Source organism: Pseudomonadota bacterium (assembly GCA_040752895.1).
In the GTDB taxonomy this organism is placed as follows: domain Bacteria; phylum Pseudomonadota; class Alphaproteobacteria.
The window spans coordinates 69,882-88,311 of the sequence record JBFMHN010000004.1 but is presented as its reverse complement, the minus strand read 5'-3'; the positions used below and the strand labels follow the sequence as shown (position 1 = coordinate 88,311).

The window sequence follows — 18,430 nt, the reverse complement described above, 5'->3', positions numbered from 1 at the left end:
TCGTTCGCGATGCCTACGCCGAGCCGCCGATGCGCCCTTCGACGTCAAGAGCGATGCGCGTCGCCTGGAATTGCTGCCACAACGGAATCGGCCAGGGCGCGCGCCCCAGAATGGCTTCGGCGAAGGCGACCAAGCCTTCCGCGTGGCCCTTGCGCACGCTGCCGGAAATCGCGCCGACGCCGTCGGAGGGCCGAAAGCTCTTGAAATCCTCGATCTCGTAAACCTGCCCGTCGCAGAACACTTCGATGCGCTCTTTCGGTACCGACCGATTTCCCAGCGCCGAGTAGGTAAGCGTCGCGATGGAGCCGTCCTCGAACGCCATGTGCGCCATGAAGTTGTCATCGGAACGGTGATGTTTGGTCGATGGGTTGATGGCAACCGCCGCGATCGCCTTTATCTTTGCCCCGGTGAGCGCGGTGAAAAAATCGTAGAAATGGCACGCTTCGCCGAGGTTCCGCCCCCCGCCTTCGGGCCCGTGAACCCAGGCGTCGGGCGGGAGGAACCCCGCGTTGACGCGGTAGTTGATCATCATTGGCGCTGCGCGCGCGGCGGTGCGCGCGCGAAGGGCGACAACCGTGGGCGCGAAGCGGCGGTTGAAGCCGGTCATCAGAAGCGGCCCATCGGATTGGCCGCGGGCCGCGTAGAAAGCTTCGATCGCGGCCAGCTCCGGCTCGGTCAAACAAAGCGGCTTTTCGACAAAGACATGCTTCCCTGCCTCAAGCGCCCGAAGGACGAGCGGTCCATGCCGGTCGTGGCGGGTGGCGATCATGACGGCATCCGTGTCGGGGTCGCCAAGCACTGCCTCGATGTCGGTGGACGCCCGCGCCGCGCCAAACTGGCGCGCCGCGTTGGTCGCCGAAACGCCCTGCCTGGTCACGATCGTGGTCAGCGAAAACAGCTTCGGGTGTTTGGCAACGATGGGTAGCAAGGTGCCGGTAGCAAACCCGCCGGCACCGATGAGGCCAAGCCTGACCGCACCGCCCCGGACGGTAGCGGCGGGGTTGGCGAATGTCCGCCCGAGAGCGGCCGGCGCGGCGATGGGCTTGCGGCCATAGTCGAGAAGCATGGCGAGCGGCGCATTTTCCCCGCCTTCGAGCGAGGCATAGGCCGCCGGCGCGCTGTCAACGGGGAAGACCCGCGTCACCAGGTCAGAGATGTCAATGCGAGCCTCGGCGATCAAGCGCAGATAAGCGTCCATGTTGCGGGTTTCGGTCCACCGCACATAGCCGATCGGGTAGTCGATACCCTCCTCTTCGTAACGGCGGTCGTAGCGGCCCGGCCCATAGGACGTGGAGACGAGGAAGTCGAGCTCCTTCGCGTAGATGTCCTCGCGCCGGATGTCGAGACCCACATCGCCAACCAGTATGACGCGGCCCTTCTTCCTGCAGCATTGAAAGGCGGTCGAGAGAACCGCATCGGAGGCGGAGGCGGCCGTGACGATCACCCCGTCAACGCCATGCCCGTCCGTCAACCGATAAGCCGTCGCGGCAAGGTCCGGGGCCCCCGGATCGAGGGCATGCGCCAATCCGTTCGCTTTTGCCATAGCGATACGGTCCTGCTTCACGTCGAGCCCGATCACGCACACGCCGTTGGCGCGCAACATGCGCTGCGTCAACTGGCCAAGCATGCCAAGGCCGATCACCAGGAAGGTCTCGCCCAAGGTCGGGCCGGCCCGGCGAATACCTTGCAGGGCGATCGCGCCCAGCGTAACCGTCGACGCCACCCGGAAATCGAGCCGATCGGGCATCCGAACCGCGAGATTCTCGGGCACCGATACGTATTCCGCATGGGACGCCCAATGGGTCCCGGCGCAGGCAACCCTGTCCCCCGCGACGAAGGACGACACCCCCTCGCCGACCCCGATGACCGTCCCGCTCGCGGAATAACCGATGGGGTGGAGCGTCTTCAGCTTGCGTTGAACAACGTCGCGCGCCTCGGAAAGACCGGAGCTCCGAACCCGGTCCAAGACTTTGCGCATCTCCGCCGGGTTGCGCAGCGCCCGCTTCCAAAGCGGCTGGTTGCCGGCGCGGACACCGCTCATCTCGGTTCCAACGGAGATGCACGAGTGATCGACTTGCACGAGAATGCGCCCGGGCTCGATGCCGGGTGCCGGAACATCCTCGACGGTCACGCCGCCATGCCCGATCAGGACTTGTTTCATGCGCTCACCCCACACTCCTTGCCGGCCGCCACCCGCAGCATATCCCGAAAGCGGGCGCGGACCGTCGCCGCATCGTGATGGCGGGAAGCGGCCGTCATGGCGGCCGCCGATACCCTGGCTCTCGCCCCTTCGTCGCACAGGGCGTTCTTGAGCTTCTCGACGAGCGCGTCCGCGTTTCGCTCGCTCAGGGTGAAGGCCCATCCTTCCCGCTCGGCATAGCGCATCTGCGCCGTTTCCCGCGGGCCGTACGCAAATATCGGGGTGCCCACGGCAAGATAGGCCGGCACCTTCGTCGGCATCGAATAGCGAATGAACCGGATGCTTTGGCGGGAGAAATTGACCGGAAGAAGCAAAAGGTCGGCCGCCGCGATCCGGTGAAAAAAGGCTTCGTCGTCACGGATGGTGTCGGTGATTTGAATCGAGGGATGAATCGCGAGACGGTCGCGGTATCGCCCTGCCTGGCCGGATGGGCTGCTGATCGTCAATGTCGCCGCTATGCCAGAATCGTCGAGCGCGGCTACGGCCCGGCAACAATCAACCAGCGATTCGAGCTGCGCGTTCGGAAAGATCGATCCGGCATACACGATATCCGCCGGCGACCCGGAGACCCTTCGCCCTTTGGCCATCCGCGCCCAGCGCGAGACGTCTATGGTGTTCTGAAAGACCTCGAACGGGCGGCCGAACCGGTGCGAAAAAGCTTCGCACATCGCAGGCGAAATACCGAGACAGGTCCGCGCCCCCTGCACCGCGTCCTGCACAAGTGCGACCATCTCGCGTCGCATGGCCGGACCAAGCAAGCCACCCCGATGATAGGAAGACATCCAGTCGTCCATGAAATGGACCACGACCGGGACCTTGTACCGGTCCCGGACTTCGCGAACCAGCCGCATCATCCCGTTGGACCCAAGAATCGTGTAAAGAACATCGGGTTCGAAAGCCTCGATCCATTTGCACAGGCGATCGGACAGCACGACCCGCTCCGGCAGGCCGTCCCCCAGAACGCGCGCCGCGGAACGGATAAGCGCTGAGCGAAGCACAGCGCGCTTTTCGCCCGGCAACGCCGGAGGAGGTCCCGATGCGTCCGTTGCCGGGAAGGTTGCGGTCGGCCCGGATGGCCCGCCGGCAACCGCCGCACGCCCGATCGCGCGGCGCGCCATTGCGAACGGCGCGGCAAGGTCGAATTCCTCAGCACCGAGCACGAAATAATTCGTGCACACATCCCCCGTCGTTGGTTCGGGATCGGTGTGCGCGGTTGCGATACGGTCGGACGGCCAGCCATCGAACAGGTTGGAAAACGTGATGCCGCCGCCGGTTGCCTTGTTGAAGGCGTGCGGCGTGATAAACAAGACGCGGGGAAAGTCGTCACCCACGGCCTATTCGAGGTTCTTTCGAAAAATCGCTATATGCGTGTGGCCAGGCCAAGCGCGCCCGCCATTCTCAAATTGAAACGGCAGCTGCGCGCGATGAAGAAGGAGAAGTAACCGGTTGTACAGCCGCGCGAGAAAGCCCGTCCGAGGCTTTATTCTGTCCAGCAATTCGTAGGAACGTGACGCGTACAAATCGAACGTGATCGGCTCTATCAGATAGCTCTCGATGACGAGACCGTGCTGTTTCGCGACGTGCTCAAAACACGATTTTCCCCACAGGGTTACGTGGTGCGGCGGCAGATTCAGGAAATTGCCCGTCAACTCGCCGAGAACGCCATCCTGGTTTGGCACGGCGACAATCAGCCGGCCGCCGGGCGCCAGGCGGTCGACGCAATCCGCAAACAGCGCCTTCGGATTTTCGACATGCTCGAACACTTGAAACGAAACGATGGCATCAAACTTCTCGGTCAACTCGGCAACACCGCAGTTGCGGACGTCCAGCCCAAGCTCCCGGCATGCACGCACCGCGTCGGGGTTGAACTCGATGCCGGTTACACGGCCGCAAAACTGCGCCGCGGGCACGAGAAAATTGCCGACCCCACACCCGATCTCAAGCAAGCGTTCCGCCGGCGCTGCCGCAAGGCGTTCCAGCACCTGGATGAACTCCCATTTGTGTGAAGTGTAATACCACTCGGGGTTGCGCGCAGAGAGCGCGGCATAAAGCGACGGCAGACCCACCACCAGGGGAAAGAAAAAGTGCAGCCCGCACGCAACGCACCGGCGCTCCGAGAGGTGATTGGGAAACCCCGGATAATCTTGCGCGAGGTCTATCCCGATGGCCCGCCAATAATCCTTGATGGGCCCCGTCGCGACTCGACGCACCTCTACCCACGGGTGTCCGCCGCAAAGGGGGCAGGTGTTGCCTGCTTTCGTCATAGCGTTCAGCCTTTGAGCCAAAGTCCCCATCTCACCCGGACAGCGCCGTCGGCACCGATACATAGCGGTCTTGATGCTCGCGGTACCAATCGACAATACCCTTCAGCGCCTGCGACAAGTAAACACGGGGTTTCCACCCCATGGCCTCGAGCTTGTCGCTGTTCACGGCATAGCGGCAATCGTTGAACGGCCTATCGGGCGTGAATACGACCGTACCCTCAAACGGCAGGTCGAGTTCGCGGCAGATCATGCGTGCGATTTCCCGTGTCGCATATTCTTCTTCCGCTCCGATGTTATAGATCTCGTGCGGCGCACCCGATTTGACCAGCATCGATATGGCCTCGGAGAAATCCTCGACCGCCAGAAAGCGGCGGCGGTGCTCTCCCGACCCATGCAACGGCATCTTCTCGCCACGCAGGCCGCATAAAATAAAGCGGGGAATGATTTTCTCGGGAAACTGCCGGATACCGAAAACGTTGTTTGATCGCACAATGAGCAGAGGGAGGGAGAAAGAGCGAATGTAGCTCATGGCGACCATATCCGCGGCCGCCTTGGAAGCCGAATACGGGTTCGTGGGGTTAAGAATGCTCGATTCCGTGTGATACCCCTCGGCGATCTCGCCATAGACTTCATCGGTTGAGACATGAACGATACGCGGCACGTTATTCAGGCGGCAGGCTTCCAAAAGCGTATGGGTGCCCAGCGTATTCGACCGGGTGAATTGCATGGAATTGCCGAAAGAATTGTCAACGTGGCTTTCGGCCGCCAGATGGATGACGCAATCGGCATCCTTGGTGACCGAAAGACAAAACTCGAAGTCGCAGACATCGCCGACCTTTAAATGACGCTGGCGCCAGTCCAGAACGCCCGCCAAATTTTGTATGTCGGCGGCATAGGTCATCTTGTCGACGATAACTATCCTGGCGTCCGGGTAATCGCGGGCGATGCGTTCGGTAACATGAGAACCGATAAAACCCGCGCCCCCGGTAATCACAATCCTATGCATTGATCAGCCTTTTTCCTAACGACCGGCAGTAGGAACCGAGGTCTTGCTCGCACAACGGCTTGCCAAGCTCGCGCTCCAGCTTGGAATTGTCGAGAAGAAACTCGTCGCGAACTTTCGGTCTTGCTATGCGAAGCTCTCCCGAGCCGTACCCTTCAATCAGCCACAGGGCAAGCTGGCCGATCGGAGTGGCCCGGCCCGAGCCGGCGTTGTAAGTGCCGGTCACGCGTCGCGAAACGATCTCGGCAAGCGTCCGCGCAAAAGATTCAACCGTTACAAAATCGCGCCTGGCAAACGGGCTCTCGTCAAGGGTTATGCGCCCCTCGTCGCGCAGACTGGTCAACGCCCTGCCAAAGAAGGTCCTTCTATTAAGTTCGTATCCAAAAATGTTCGCGCCGCGAACAATCGTCAGTTTTCCGCCGGTTGCCTTTCTTGCTTCGGTTTCCGCACGCGCCTTACTGCGCCCATATTCCTCGCTCGGCGCAAGCGCGTGACCTTCGGCCACCGGCATAGGCGCCCCTAACCCATAAACCTTACGCGAGCTTATCATCACAAAGTGCGCGTTCTCCGCAGCGGCCCGGCGAGCCGCCAGGAGATCCATATCGATTTGCGGGCGATAGGGTAACGTAAACAATGCCGGGTCAATGGCGAAGTTGACAACGACGTCGCATCCACGGATGTCCGTGCCGGAAGAAAATTCCCCGTGAGACTGCGTGACTATCTGCATGCGGCCCCTCGCCGCGTCGGCGAAATGCCGTGCGATGAAACTGTTCGCGCCCACCACGAGTACTTTCACGCCCGCAAACCTATTTTGCAGCAGTTTTGAAAGAAAGATGCATGTTTCCCTGCCGGAACAACACGCGCCGCCCAAGATTCCTTAACCGCATCGGCCGCCCGATATCCCGCTCCCGGCCAAGGCTCGCGTCCAAGCTGACCTCGCGCAAGCACCTAATCTGGCGACGAATTTCCGCGACGTAGGGACGATAAATCAGACGCCGCACATGACCGGGAATCGTGTAGTCGCCGTCGTACAGGTTGAACAGCTTTCTGCCAAAAATCTTGAACCCCTGGAAATGGTAAAGGAGAAGCTTGCGCCCGTCGACTTGCGGCCATGCCCCCGGCGTGATTGCGTGACCACGAAGATTCCAAGGCGCCAGGTTCAATCCGGGGTGCGGCGAGGCCAGAACCCCAGGAAACCGCGTCGCCATGGTGTTGAGATACTTCTGGTCGCCGTACGCATGTTCATCGGGAATGCAGGAGCACTTTTCAAGGCACCGATCCAGCCACCAGCGGAGGATTTCGCGCCCCTCCCGCACGCACCGAAACGCCGCGTAGCCGGCGTTGAATCGCCCCACCACCTGCTCGAGACCGGAGAATTCGGCGCCGTGGAAGCCATGCGGGGTCAGCAGAGCCGAAGCGCCCATTTCCTGCGCCTCGGCAAGAGCCTCGTCGGGGTCAGCAAACGCCATCGTATCGGCGTCCACATACACGACCCAATCCAGGCTGCTGTCCGAGTCCATGGCTTGCAACAGGGCCGCGGGCTTGATGGTCCAGCAGTACTCGTTCGCCTTCCGTCCGCCGCGCACGCGCAGAAGATCGGCCGTCTCGAATTGGCTTGGCCGAAGAATTTTGCTGTTTTTCAGGTTCAGCGCTTCCAGCGTATCGGCCGCCACATCGTCGATACAAAAGAAGACGAAGGTTTTATTCTTGATGTGCGGCATCAAGGATTGCCGAAGCGCCAGCGCCCGAACAATAAAATTGGCATCCAGGATGGTTGCGTACAATGTCTTCATGCTGCGCTTTGGCCTAAGGTTGGCCGCTCCGATGTGCAGACCGGTCCCCTGCCGAACCTTTGGAGACGGGTGCACGCAGCAATTCGTACCCCCTGCGCGATCTTACCCAGTCCGCGAGAGCGCCGAGATCGGCACTCGCCTTCCAGGCGCTTCCCGGCCGGGTCCGCACATAGGTATTCTGCCTCAATTCGGGCAGCCCTTTGGTATTGGCATGGAAATCGAGCACAAACGATTCCATCGCTATGGGCCGCCGGGTCATCGCCGCGTGGTAGTGAATGCGTGCAAGCCGCACCACCTCGTCATTCAACCTCGGCACCTTGTGAAGTCGCGCGAGGGTTGCGGCGTATTCTTCGGGAGACCGAGGATCGATCGTGACGCCGCGGCCGGAATACCGCCCTGTCCCCGCCGTCACCACGGGAATCCCAAAGCAAGGAAGTTCCATGCCGATGGTGCCGCGCACCGTCAGCCCGTAGTCAATGGCGCCGAACAGCGCATACGTGTTGATGTTCGTATCGGCGGGCATGATCCGAATGTGATCCGGCAATTCGCCAAACGCCTGTTTCAGGGCCCGCGCCTCCAGTTGCTCCATCCCGACCCCGTCCATCTTCGAGCGCCAGACGTTCACCGGATGAACCTTGACGATCCAATTCAGGTTTGGATTGGCGGCGGCATGACGGACGGTTTCGATGAGCCAGGTTTCGTAGTCTGGATAAAGACTTTCCCCGTAAAAGAACGTTGCGTCATAAAGGATGTGGGCGAAGATCACCGCCGTCTTGCGCAAGGGATCAAGCCCGAGCGCATCCCGCACGCCCGCCGCGTCGAGAAGCACCTTTCCTTCCTGAAGCTGCTGGCGGTTGTACCATGCGCCGCTCTTGTAATTTTCCGCAATGCGCGCAATGACCACGTCATTCATTTCGTCGGACCATGGCTCGCTTTTCAGCGCCGCCCACGTGGCCGGCGAGATCGACATCGGATGATCGCCCCGGTTCGTCAGGTCGTACCGCTTGTACATGAGGCTGTCCGAACTGGGCGCCCCGAACCATTGAATGGCGTCGACGCCGGCAAGCAGGCAGGCGTCGAATACCTCGCCAGCCGGCGTATAGCCCCTTTCGTTAAAGAGCGCGTGATCCGGCTGGATCCCGGCGACCGCCGTCTGCGCGGCACGCGCGGCGCGAATCGATTTCGCCAGTCCTTCGATGGCGTGATTGCGGTGATCTGGGTTGCCCATATCCAGCCGTCCGATCCGCAGCTTGCGCACCGCCGTCGATAGCGCGTTGCGCCCCGTCCGCACACCGTCGCGCTCATAGCCGATAAGCGATTCCATCGTCTTGAAACCGGCAACCAGCTGCTCGGCCTCCCTTCTCGCTTCGTCCTGCGGAACGTCGCGCAGATAGTCATCGAAATAGGCGAATTGCACGTCCGGCGAGGCGGCACGATAGATCCTCTCGATGACCGGGTCGCGGCGGTGCAGCAGCACGACCGGGGCGATACCGTCGAGCCGCATCACCCCCGCAATGAGGGCTTCGGCCTTCGCCGTCGCGATCATCGTCATCAGGTCGCAGATCAGAAGCCGCCCCTGCGCGCCGCCCCGGGCAGCCGAACGCAGAGGAGCGACCGCGCGCCGCCATCGCAATCCATCCAGTTCGAGGATGGCGCGCCGCCGGGCGCGCCCGAACAAATTGGTAATGCCCATCACCCGCGGGCGCGTCTCGCGGCAAGCAGCCGTTCCGCTTCCACAAGATCGGCTTCGTTGTCTATGTCGATGGATTCGTCCGCGGCCATGGGAAAGCCAAGCAGCCGCCCGCCGAAAATATACTCGCCCAAGCGTTCGGTGCGGGTGAGGTAGATCGCCGCCCCATTCCTGGCGAAAACCGGCTCCTTGTCCTGCCTGCGGGTGGGGCCGGGCGCGCGATCGAGGAACGGGCGCAGATAGCCGTCGACATCTTTGCGCATCACGGAAAACGGGTGGAAGATGTGGGGCACCTCAACACAGCTCACCAGGCTGTCCGCCGTAGCGTCGGACGAAAATAGCCCGACCGCCCTATCTATGTGATTGGCCGTGCGCAGCGGAGAGGTTGGCTGTAGCGTCATTACCGCTTCGGGTTGATAGCCTTCCGCGGCGAATTGCAGGACATGATGCTGCAGCACCGCCAAGGTGGGCGTGGCGTCGCCCGCCAGCGCCTTCGGCCGCATGCGGACATCGACCCCCAGCGCCGTCGCTGTAGCCGCGATTTCTTCGTCGTCGGTGGACACGATAACGCGGCCGAGCGTCGCGGCTGCCAGCGCCGCCTCTATCGTATGCGCGATAAGCGGCCGGCCGGCGAGCAGGCGCAGATTCTTGCGCGGAACACCCTTCGATCCGCCGCGCGCCGGAATGATCGCGAGGATATTCATCCCTGCCCGAATTTCCAGGGGTCAGTAGGCAATGCGCTTCTGCACGTTGATGGGGCCAAGCTTCGCCAAGGTATCGGCGATCCGCTCCCCCGCCTTGCCGTCGCCATAGATATCCTGCATTGCGTAGCGGCCATGCGCGACCTGGCGCCGGATTGCCTCCGCGATAGAGTCGGCATCGTAGCCCGCATCGGTCACGTTGTCGCCACGCTCGCGCGAAGTTTGCCGCGAACCGACGTTGACCACCGGCGTGCCGATATACGCGCCTTCGCGAATGCCACTGGACGAATTGCCGACCAGGCAACTGGCCCTCGCCATCAACCGGATATAAACGTCGGTCGGCAGGTTCTTGAAGAAATGCATGCCTTCGCTTTGCCCGCGCTCGCGCCACTTGCGGATCCCGCGGGCGATATCCTCGGAACCCGCATCCGCGTTCGGCCACAGCACGATGGCTTGCAGGCCGTTGCGCCGAACCGCCTCCAGCGTCGATGTGATCTGACTCTCGCCCGCCCCATACTCCGTCGTGACAGGGTGCTGGCTGACAATCGCGAACGGCCTGGACAGGTCGAGCGCGGAACCGACGCCGACTGCGAAAATGCTATCGTCAAGATCGTTCTCCGGCCGCGCCAGAATCTCGGCCACGAGGTCGATGCGGGGACAACCCACCCGGAACACCGTTTCGGGAAGCTCGCCCAGCTTCACGATGCGCTCGGCCGCCGCGCGGCTGGCGGGAAAGTGAATGTGCGCGAATTTTGTCACGGCGTGACGGATGCTCTCGTCAATGGTCCCCGAGACCTCCCCGCCCATGGTGTGCGCAACGGGGATGTTCATATAGGATGCCGCCAGCGTCGTCGCCATGGTCTCGAAGCGATCGCCGACGGAAACGACCACGTCGGGTTTCAGGCGTTCGAACACCGATGGGAGCTCGATCAGGCCGATCCCCGTCGATTTCGCCATGGTCGCCGGGGTCTCCCCCTCGATCAGGATGTGCAGGCGTTCGTCGATGCGAAACCCATCGCGCTCAATCAGGTCAACCACCCGACCGTAGCGATCGAGCAGCGCCGAGGCCATGCACACCAGTTGGAGCGTAAGTTGCGGGTGATTCTGGATTGCCCGCAAGGCGGACTTGATCGAGCTGTAGTTGGCGCGCGAGCCAATGATGGTACAGATTTTTTTCATGCAAGATCCGCCGTCTGAAGCATGTGGTCGGCGGGCAGATCACGAACAACCTTTTTTCCGATCACATCCCTGTAGAGCGCTGCGCTAATGCCATCGCCCGGCTTCTTGAACGCAAGCATTTCGCGCGTGAGCACCGTTCCCGCGGCCACCGGACACGCCGTCACAATGCTCTTTTCGAAGATGGGCTTCATATCGCGGCAGGGCGCAAGGTCATCCTTGTCGATGGGGTTGGCCGTCATCGTCCAAATATCCCGCAACCCTTTACAAAATATGCGAAATTCGTCTGGCTCCATGGAATGCGCCGCGTCGCTTCCATACATCCGACGCGAGAAGGTGAAATGCTTCTCAACGACGCTCGCCCCCAGCGCGGCCGCCGCAAACGCCGCCGCCGCGCCCAACGTATGATCGGAAAACCCGACGGGGACACCCCAGCGGTCGCGCATCTCCGCGATGACGTTCAGCCCGACCCGCTCCGGCGGGCACGGGTAGAGCGACGTGCACTGCAGAACGGTGAGCGGGCCGCCACCCGAAAGAACGGCCACGGCCGCATCCAGTTCCGCCCAGTCGCTCATGCCCGATGACAGGAACACCGGTTTCCCGGTGGCGGCGACGCGTTCGATTAGCGGCAGGTTCGTCACCTCGCCCGATGGAATCTTGTAAGCGGAAACCCCTGCTTCCTCGAGCAGATCCACCGCCTCCAGCGAAAAGGGCGAGGACAGGAATTCGACCCCGCTGTCCGCGCAACGTTTCGCAAGCGCTCGGTGCTGCTCGACGGTAAAGGCGGTGCGCGTGAAATACGCGAAACGCGATTCGCCTTTGAAATAGGGCGGTGCAGGCGCATCCCGCAAGGTTTCCGCCGCCGCAATATGAGTCTGGAACTTGACGGCATCGGCGCCGCACGCAGCCGCCGCCTCGATCAGCTTGCACGCGTTGCCAAACGAACCGTCGTGAACCGACCCGATTTCAGCGATGATCTTGTTCAAGGTCTATCCCCGCTCAACGCATCCATACAGTCCTCGCGCGCCGCAAATCCATAGACGGTTATTTTTCCGCTCGGCTCAAAAACGCGTCCGATATTCAACGCGACCAAGCCGGCCAATTGGAACAACGTCATCAGCCCCTGCGGCGTGTATAGGTGATGATGCAACGACCCCAAAATATTATCGCTCGGCGGTCGGCGCCCAATCGTCAGCCTGTCCGGAACCTCGATATAGATAATTCCACATTTCGCCGACAGGGCTTGCGCCGCCTGCTTTACAAAAGAAACCGGCTCCGGGATATGTTCGACGACTTTGTTTAAGGTAACCAGATCAAAATCGCGAAATTCTCGCTGGCCGTCATACCGCCCTGCGTGCACCTTGAATTTCCCGATTGAACGCAAATGATTGGCGGCCCGCGGATCCGGCTCTATCCCGACCGCGGTCCATTGCGCGGCGGCGGATTTCGTAGAGTCGACAAAGCGTGACAGGAACACGCCGGTGCCAGCCCCTATATCCAAGGCGCGCCGCCGCCTTTCGCGTAGGCCATCGATCCGGGCATGGAAACCTTCAACGGTCGATCGGATACGTTCAACGCGTCCGGCGTTATCCGAGCGGTCCGGAGGCAAATTCATCACCCTGTCGTACTTCTCCGCAATGGATGAATTGGCCAGATCCACTTCATAGTATTCCGCCGCCAAGGACGCCAATTTCCTTTGGTTCTCGGGAGATTGCAGGTTGGTTGCGCTGCCACACCGGCTGCATTCCACTCATTCGCGATGGTAGCCGGTTTCATCAACGCCGACGTGGATTTCAAACCGGTCCCGTTGCTCGTGCGACAACAATACCCGTCCCAGCGCGCCCCTGCAGATCGCACATTGCATGGCGGATTTCTCATTCTCCATTCGGCCCATCAACGCTTTCCATCCACAGCGAAAGGTTCAACAGCTGCCAGAGGAACATCATATGATTTTCGACAGGTTCACCACTCTCCACGATTCGCACATGATCGTCGATAAGGGCCAACGTCGGGGCCGGGCGGTAGACACCACGATCCCTGAACGACCGGGAAGATACCATATCTTTCAACATGTCCACCGCCTGGCCGGAAAACCAGCGATGGGCCGGGGCATTCCAGCCGGTCTTTTTGATGCGCGTGCGCGTCGCCTCGGGAAGAATGCCTGTCATCGCGCGGCGCAAGAGCTGCTTGGTCACACCGTTCCGGATCTTCATCCGTCCCGGCACCCGATACATGAACTCGACCAATTCGTGATCAAGGAAAGGATCGAAATGCTCCAGCCCGACCGCGGTGCATTGACGGTCTTCGGCCCGCAGGCAGCACGGCAACGTCTCGCGAGACATATCCTGATAGGTCCGATTTTTCAGGTAGCTGCCGAATGGCGTTTCCATGATCGGCCGGAATGTCGTCAAATCAAAGAATTCTCGATTCACCACGTTGGCGTAGCGCATCATTCGCGTGCGATCCGGCAGGCAAACCCCGGGACGCACCGGGTCCGCCAGGCGCGCCATCATCTCGTCCGCGGTGCTTCTGTTTTTGCGAAAGATCGGATGGTCGTGGTGTTCAGCCCAGGCAAGAATTTCATGTTCCATGGCATCGTCAAGGCCCTGGGCACGAAGATCGGCGAAGAACATCGGAAAATATTCATACTCCCCGGCATTCAGTTCGTCGCCGCCCAGCCCGCCAAACAGGGCGGTGAATCCCGACGCCGCCATCTTCTCCGTCAACAGGAAATGCGACAGCCAGGTAGCGGTCGCCACCGGCTCGTCGTGCGTTCGGACCATGCGGGAGACGATGCCGATCAAATCGAGCGCATTGGGAATCTCGACCGCCGTCCATTCCGACACCCGTTCGGCGACAACATCACGGATCTCGTCGCGTTCATCGTAAACGGCATCTTCGTAGATGCTGGAGACGGCGGCTTGCTTCCGGCCCTCTACCGCGGCCGCACAACAAAGAACCGAGGACGAATCGAGTCCGCCCGAAAGAGTAAACGCGGCTTTCCGGACACTTTTGACCCGGCGGGATACGGCAAGCAGAAGACGCTCGCGGTAGCGTTCCGCCAGGACCTCTTCCGCCTCATCCCAATCCGGCTCTTCCGACAGACCCCAGTATCGAATAGGGTCAGAGGCCTTCCCCTCGCTGACCTTCATGCAATGGCCGGCCGGCAATTGAGCGACGTTCGCGTAAGGGGAAGATTCCGGGCAATTGTCAAACGTCCGGTAGTGCATACCGGCGAAGCGCGCAACAAAACCACGGTCGAGCGCTGCGGAAACACCCGGCAAACCAAGCAGTGCCCGCGGCTGGGAAGAAAAGGCAAAGCCATGCGCGGGTCTGCAATGATAAAGCGGCTTGACGCCGAATCGGTCGCGCCCGAGCCAACACGTCGCCCGCGCGACATCGACAAGGGCTATGGCAAAATCGCCGGCTATGCGCCGGAGCGCATCTACAAAGCCATGGCGCCGATACAATGCGATCACCAGCGATACATCGTCGCCATCAACGGACAGTTCCCGGCGCAATTCCGCTCCATTGAGAATGCGCCCGTCCAGCACGACCCGAATGCCATCTTGACCGCCGATGCCCCCGGCAGGACCATCCGGCCAACCCTTCCAACCCAGAACGCCGCCGGGGCTTTCGTCCGTGGCCGTGGCCTGACCGGGAAGCTTCGCCAGCATGCCCGCAACCGGACCGGAGCCCGGCGGGGCCGCGTGGAAAGCAATCCATCCGACTATGCGCGACACTTACAGCCCTCGGCTACCGTGCGGGTCTGGACTAGGTTCTGGTTGCAACGAGAAAGGTCCAGCAATGGGGGTGGCCGATTACCATTTCCGGGGCGCCACCGGTTCGCCGGTCGACGACCTCTTCGACCGTAAAACCGTATCCGGAAATGAACGTGAGAATATCCCCGCGGGCGTAGGTGTTTACGTGCACCTTAAGATCGATCCCAGGGTCGAGATGGTCGTCGCGAACATAGGCGTAGGAGGCGTTCTCGCTGATCGACTCACGTAAGACCAGAGTTTTTCTGGCCGCCAGCAACAGCCGCTCCAGGGGGCGATGGTAGTTGTCGATGTTCGACAACACGTTCATGCACAGCATGTGATCCGCCGCGCCCTGGAAATCCTCGATACGGAGAACGGTCAGCCGTTCCGGATCCAGGCCAAATTCGGGAAGCTCCGCCTTGCCGATTGCGATCAGGCGTTCGCTCGCGTCAAAGCCGCGGTAGCTGACGTTCATGCCCCGCTTCCGCAAGGAATGAAAGAAGTACCCACTGCCACATCCCGCATCTATCACGCTTTCCCCCGGCGACAGAACACCGCTCAACAATTCCGCCGCCTGGGCCGCACACGTCATTTCCACTTCTTCATCGCGGGCGCGGCGGGTATAGAGGTCCAGCACGGTCTGGCTGTGATCCCAGATGTTGAAATTATTCCAGCCGTCCGTACGGACGATGGAATCTCCAAGTTTCCGCGACTTTGTTGATGCCATTGACGACGCGTCCCACGCAGCCCCAGCGCGGGCTAATCCTCTTTGATTTTTCCGACCAAGATAAATGCCGACGCAAGGAAGTGTCCGCGCCAATCGTAAGGGTTCTCCATGGCTATGCTCTCCCGCCGGAAAAGATTAGGTGCGCATTCCTGAAGCATCGGCGGCAGGGCGTGGTAATGGTAGAAGAGAACCTGGACCTCCGTCAGGCCCTGCGCCTTGGCCATCTCTTGCAAGATGAATGGGTTATGCGTTCGCGACAGAACCTCGTCGTACCCGGGTTCCCCCTCGTAACCCTTGCGCAAGGGTGGAAGATCCATGCGGAAACGATCGTCGAGCCGCGTGAGGGCTTGGTCCAGCGCCGCCCTTTCATCGCCGGCGCGCGCCCGCAAGGTCTCCACGTCCATCAAGCGCTTTTTAAAGAAATCGCTGCTGTATCGGTTGAGCGTAAACAAAGCGAACAGTTCGTTGCGCGCTTCCAAGGCAATCAACCCGCCCGGCCGCACAACCCGTTTGAAATTGGCGAGGATGGCGGCCTCGCTGCCCTCCGGAACATGCGGGAGCACGCCGAAGCAAATTCCGGCGTCAAACGTTTTCCTGCCATCCGGTGCGGCGACGAACGCTTCCCCGTCCAGCACACTGCCTTGCCATATACGATCGCCCGAAACGCCCCTTTCCGATAACACCCCGCGGGCCTCGACAACCATTTCCGGGGTCAGATCGAAACCGTACAACTCCACATCGAGATCCGTCAGATCGCGCAGCATGGAAGCCGGGCCGCAACCCGCATCCAGAACGGACGCGATGTCCGTGGACGCCAATACGCCTCTTACAATACCCGTGTGAACCGGCGGGTATGCCGTATCGGATTCGTAATATTCGCCGTAGTAACGCTTGCTCCAGGTCGCGTAGCACGCTTTGACGCTCGCCTCAATGCGATCCCGGTTTTCAGGTGCCATTGTCAAGAGTATCTCCGGTTAGCAGCCAACGTACCGAGACTACCGGGGTCGCCGCGCGACGATCCACATATGCGATGACAGCCCCTGCCGGGCAAGGAACTGCTGGAACGGCCAGCCGTGTTCGTCCCACTCGTCCACCAAGACACGCTGTAAAAAGGCATCCAGCGCGATTCTCCCGGCCAGCGCCGCTTCACGAACAAACTCGGCGTCCAGGCGACCGGGCGTGTGAGACCGAAGCACCTCAAAACCGACGCTGCGCATCAACTTCGCTAACGAGGCAGGGTTGAAAAGATTTACGTGCTCGGCATCCACCGCCAACGCACCCGCCCCAAGCATGGCGATGTCAAAACCCTGCCCGTTAGGGCATGACAGGACCACCAGCCCGCCCGGAGCGGCAATAGGGTACAGGCTTTTCAAGAACCGCCGTGGCTCGAACAGATGCTCGATCACCTCGAAGGCGACGACAACATCGGCCCCTGCCACTTCGCCGGAAAGGTCTTCGATACGCCGATTGATCACCTCGATGCCACGGCTTCGGCATGCCTTGGCGAGTTCCGGCGTCGGCTCAACGGCGACAACCCGCTTAAATGCCCCGGACTCCGCCGCAATCGATGAAAAAGTTCCGAAACCCGGCCCGACCTCAAGCAACGTACCCCGTGTCACGCCATAGGATTCGCAGTACCCGACAACCCGCTGCAACCAGGGTTTATGAATTTTCTCGCGGCGGGACTCTTCCGAGGCCGGGAAAATATACTTCGCCCAGTAGGCGTAGTTCTCCGAGTTCGCGTAGTAGTCCGCCATTACCGTTTCCGACGGACGGGGCGACATGTAGATGGTCGCGCAATCGCTGCAACGCCGATACGTGAAACCCGACTTGTCGAACGCCTTGGCCCCAGACTCCGCGCCGCATGCCGGACAGACGACCGCGACGAACTCGGAAGCGCGCCGCTGCAATCTCTCGATATCGCGCGCAAACGCTTCCTCTTGCCCCTTGAGCAGGTCATCCGGGCAGAGTTCCGCCTCGCTGAGACAGGTTCCTATGTCGGAGTTTTCAGTGGCGCCCAATCTTTTCACTTGCCGCCAGAGAACGTCCTCATCATCGCCCGGCCGGCCGGCCGAACAATTTTCCGCCAGAGACCATCCGGCAAATAACGCTGAAGCGCGACCGCGACCGGCAAAAAGAACGATCGTGCGCGCGCCTGTTGCAGTCGAGCCCGGTATTCGGCTTCGCCGCGCTTCGCTACGTCTTCTATCTTCTGCCGGACGCCATCGTCCGCCTCCCTCTTGGCGGCGAAAATGAGCAACTCGAAGGCATACTCCACAAGCCCGAGAACTTCTGCAATCGCAGCCAGCTTCAGCACCTTTTCCTGGGAATCCACAGCGCCTGGGCCACTGATCGGGTCCCGGAAGTAGATTGCGTTCGCGCACGCTAACTGGGACTTGTATATCGCGTGGCCATCCGGAACGCGAATGGGCGAATCGAACTGATGACCTCTTTTGATATTGTCAATATCCCATAGATAGAAGCCGTTCTTTCGAAGATAGGCGTCAATATCCGCAAAAACCGGTGCGCCGATCCAGTCGGCATGGAATATCACGTCTACGGAAATGCCGAGTACCGAGGTGAAAATTCCCGGAGCAGCCTCAAGGGCCTCCAATTCGAGGCCTTCGATGTCAAGTTTTAGGTAGTCGATCCCCTGCACCCCCCTCTCTTGCGCCCAATCGTCAAGGGATACGCAATCAACCAAGATTTCCTTATCCACGGCCATCGAGTCGGAAGACCGGATTGGCTGGCCGTCGACCACCGCGCCGATTTTTCTTTGGTACCACGCGTAGTCGAGTTTAAGAAACGACGCCGAGCACAGCTCCTTGGTTACAATAAGCTTCCGCCCTTTTTCGGTTCGTCCGATACATGCGCTGGAGTATTCGGCATTTATACCGCTTCTCTCGGCATTGCGCACCAATGCGGCCAATTCGCTTTTCTCGGGCTCGAACCCATAGAGACTGAGACTTTGGCCAAGAAATTGCCAACGGTTGTATTCGCCGCCGCCGCTGGCGCCGGCATCAAGGACGCGAAGTTTCTTGCCTTGTAACAGCTCTTGAAAAATCAGCCGCGCCAAAGGATTAGGAAAGAGATATGCCATTCTGGACGGGACTCT

General features: G+C 60.7%; 16 protein-coding genes. All 16 read right to left on the bottom strand.

What is annotated here, in order from left to right; all coding sequences use genetic code 11:
• Positions 1-13: 13 nt before the first annotated feature.
• On the bottom strand, positions 14-2,161 hold the full coding sequence (locus tag AB1781_08395; protein MEW5704586.1) for a bi-domain-containing oxidoreductase: 2,148 nt from the start codon (positions 2,159-2,161) through the stop codon (positions 14-16).
• Entirely contained in the window at positions 2,158-3,531 is a 1,374-nt protein-coding gene (locus AB1781_08390) for a hypothetical protein (GenBank protein MEW5704585.1), read from the bottom strand. Before AB1781_08390 ends, AB1781_08395 begins: the two co-directional genes overlap by 4 nt.
• Before the next feature lie 3 nt (positions 3,532-3,534).
• A complete protein-coding gene (locus tag AB1781_08385; protein MEW5704584.1) occupies positions 3,535-4,464 on the bottom strand; it encodes a class I SAM-dependent methyltransferase in 930 nt (309 codons plus the stop codon).
• Between the two features lie 31 nt (positions 4,465-4,495).
• Entirely contained in the window at positions 4,496-5,458 is a 963-nt protein-coding gene (locus tag AB1781_08380; GenBank protein ID MEW5704583.1) for a dTDP-glucose 4,6-dehydratase, read from the bottom strand.
• A 4-nt stretch (positions 5,459-5,462) separates the two neighbouring features.
• Entirely contained in the window at positions 5,463-6,338 is an 876-nt protein-coding gene (locus tag AB1781_08375) for an NAD(P)-dependent oxidoreductase (GenBank protein ID MEW5704582.1), read from the bottom strand.
• The gene (locus AB1781_08370; protein ID MEW5704581.1) at positions 6,274-7,260 is read right to left on the bottom strand and encodes a hypothetical protein; all 987 of its coding nucleotides are present in this window, start codon (positions 7,258-7,260) and stop codon (positions 6,274-6,276) included. Before AB1781_08370 ends, AB1781_08375 begins: the two co-directional genes overlap by 65 nt.
• A gap of 13 nt (positions 7,261-7,273) precedes the next feature.
• Positions 7,274-8,953: a hypothetical protein gene (locus AB1781_08365; GenBank protein ID MEW5704580.1), complete on the bottom strand. Its 1,680-nt coding sequence runs from the start codon at positions 8,951-8,953 to the stop codon at positions 7,274-7,276.
• Positions 8,953-9,654 (bottom strand): acylneuraminate cytidylyltransferase family protein, encoded by a 702-nt coding sequence (locus AB1781_08360; GenBank protein MEW5704579.1) that lies wholly within the window; start codon positions 9,652-9,654, stop codon positions 8,953-8,955. Before AB1781_08360 ends, AB1781_08365 begins: the two co-directional genes overlap by 1 nt.
• Before the next feature lie 21 nt (positions 9,655-9,675).
• A complete protein-coding gene (gene neuC, locus AB1781_08355) occupies positions 9,676-10,830 on the bottom strand; it encodes a UDP-N-acetylglucosamine 2-epimerase (GenBank protein ID MEW5704578.1) in 1,155 nt (384 codons plus the stop codon).
• On the bottom strand, positions 10,827-11,813 hold the full coding sequence (locus tag AB1781_08350) for an N-acetylneuraminate synthase family protein (GenBank protein ID MEW5704577.1): 987 nt from the start codon (positions 11,811-11,813) through the stop codon (positions 10,827-10,829). Before AB1781_08350 ends, neuC begins: the two co-directional genes overlap by 4 nt.
• The gene (locus AB1781_08345) at positions 11,810-12,508 is read right to left on the bottom strand and encodes a class I SAM-dependent methyltransferase (protein ID MEW5704576.1); all 699 of its coding nucleotides are present in this window, start codon (positions 12,506-12,508) and stop codon (positions 11,810-11,812) included. The genes AB1781_08350 and AB1781_08345 overlap by 4 nt, the downstream gene beginning before the upstream one ends.
• Before the next feature lie 193 nt (positions 12,509-12,701).
• On the bottom strand, positions 12,702-14,570 hold the full coding sequence (locus AB1781_08340; protein MEW5704575.1) for an asparagine synthase-related protein: 1,869 nt from the start codon (positions 14,568-14,570) through the stop codon (positions 12,702-12,704).
• A 31-nt stretch (positions 14,571-14,601) separates the two neighbouring features.
• Positions 14,602-15,315: a methyltransferase domain-containing protein gene (locus AB1781_08335; protein ID MEW5704574.1), complete on the bottom strand. Its 714-nt coding sequence runs from the start codon at positions 15,313-15,315 to the stop codon at positions 14,602-14,604.
• Positions 15,316-15,347: 32 nt separating this feature from the next.
• Complete coding sequence (locus AB1781_08330) at positions 15,348-16,271, bottom strand: class I SAM-dependent methyltransferase (protein MEW5704573.1); 924 nt, start codon at positions 16,269-16,271, stop codon at positions 15,348-15,350.
• Positions 16,272-16,310: 39 nt separating this feature from the next.
• Positions 16,311-17,336: a class I SAM-dependent methyltransferase gene (locus AB1781_08325; GenBank protein MEW5704572.1), complete on the bottom strand. Its 1,026-nt coding sequence runs from the start codon at positions 17,334-17,336 to the stop codon at positions 16,311-16,313.
• Positions 17,337-17,341: 5 nt separating this feature from the next.
• Positions 17,342-18,415 carry an FkbM family methyltransferase gene (locus AB1781_08320; GenBank protein MEW5704571.1) on the bottom strand — a complete coding sequence of 358 codons (1,074 nt, stop codon included), beginning with the start codon at positions 18,413-18,415 and terminating at the stop codon, positions 17,342-17,344.
• Positions 18,416-18,430: the final 15 nt, after the last annotated feature.

Coding starts and splice junctions, on each gene's coding strand:
- AB1781_08395 (MEW5704586.1), bottom strand. CDS start 2,161: ATGAAACAAGTCCTGATCGGGCATGGCGGCGTGACCGTCGAGGATGTT.
- AB1781_08385 (MEW5704584.1), bottom strand. CDS start 4,464: ATGACGAAAGCAGGCAACACCTGCCCCCTTTGCGGCGGACACCCGTGG.
- AB1781_08370 (MEW5704581.1), bottom strand. CDS start 7,260: ATGAAGACATTGTACGCAACCATCCTGGATGCCAATTTTATTGTTCGG.
- AB1781_08365 (MEW5704580.1), bottom strand. CDS start 8,953: ATGGGCATTACCAATTTGTTCGGGCGCGCCCGGCGGCGCGCCATCCTC.
- AB1781_08360 (MEW5704579.1), bottom strand. CDS start 9,654: ATGAATATCCTCGCGATCATTCCGGCGCGCGGCGGATCGAAGGGTGTT.
- neuC (MEW5704578.1), bottom strand. CDS start 10,830: ATGAAAAAAATCTGTACCATCATTGGCTCGCGCGCCAACTACAGCTCG.
- AB1781_08335 (MEW5704574.1), bottom strand. CDS start 15,315: ATGGCATCAACAAAGTCGCGGAAACTTGGAGATTCCATCGTCCGTACG.
- AB1781_08330 (MEW5704573.1), bottom strand. CDS start 16,271: ATGGCACCTGAAAACCGGGATCGCATTGAGGCGAGCGTCAAAGCGTGC.
- AB1781_08320 (MEW5704571.1), bottom strand. CDS start 18,415: ATGGCATATCTCTTTCCTAATCCTTTGGCGCGGCTGATTTTTCAAGAG.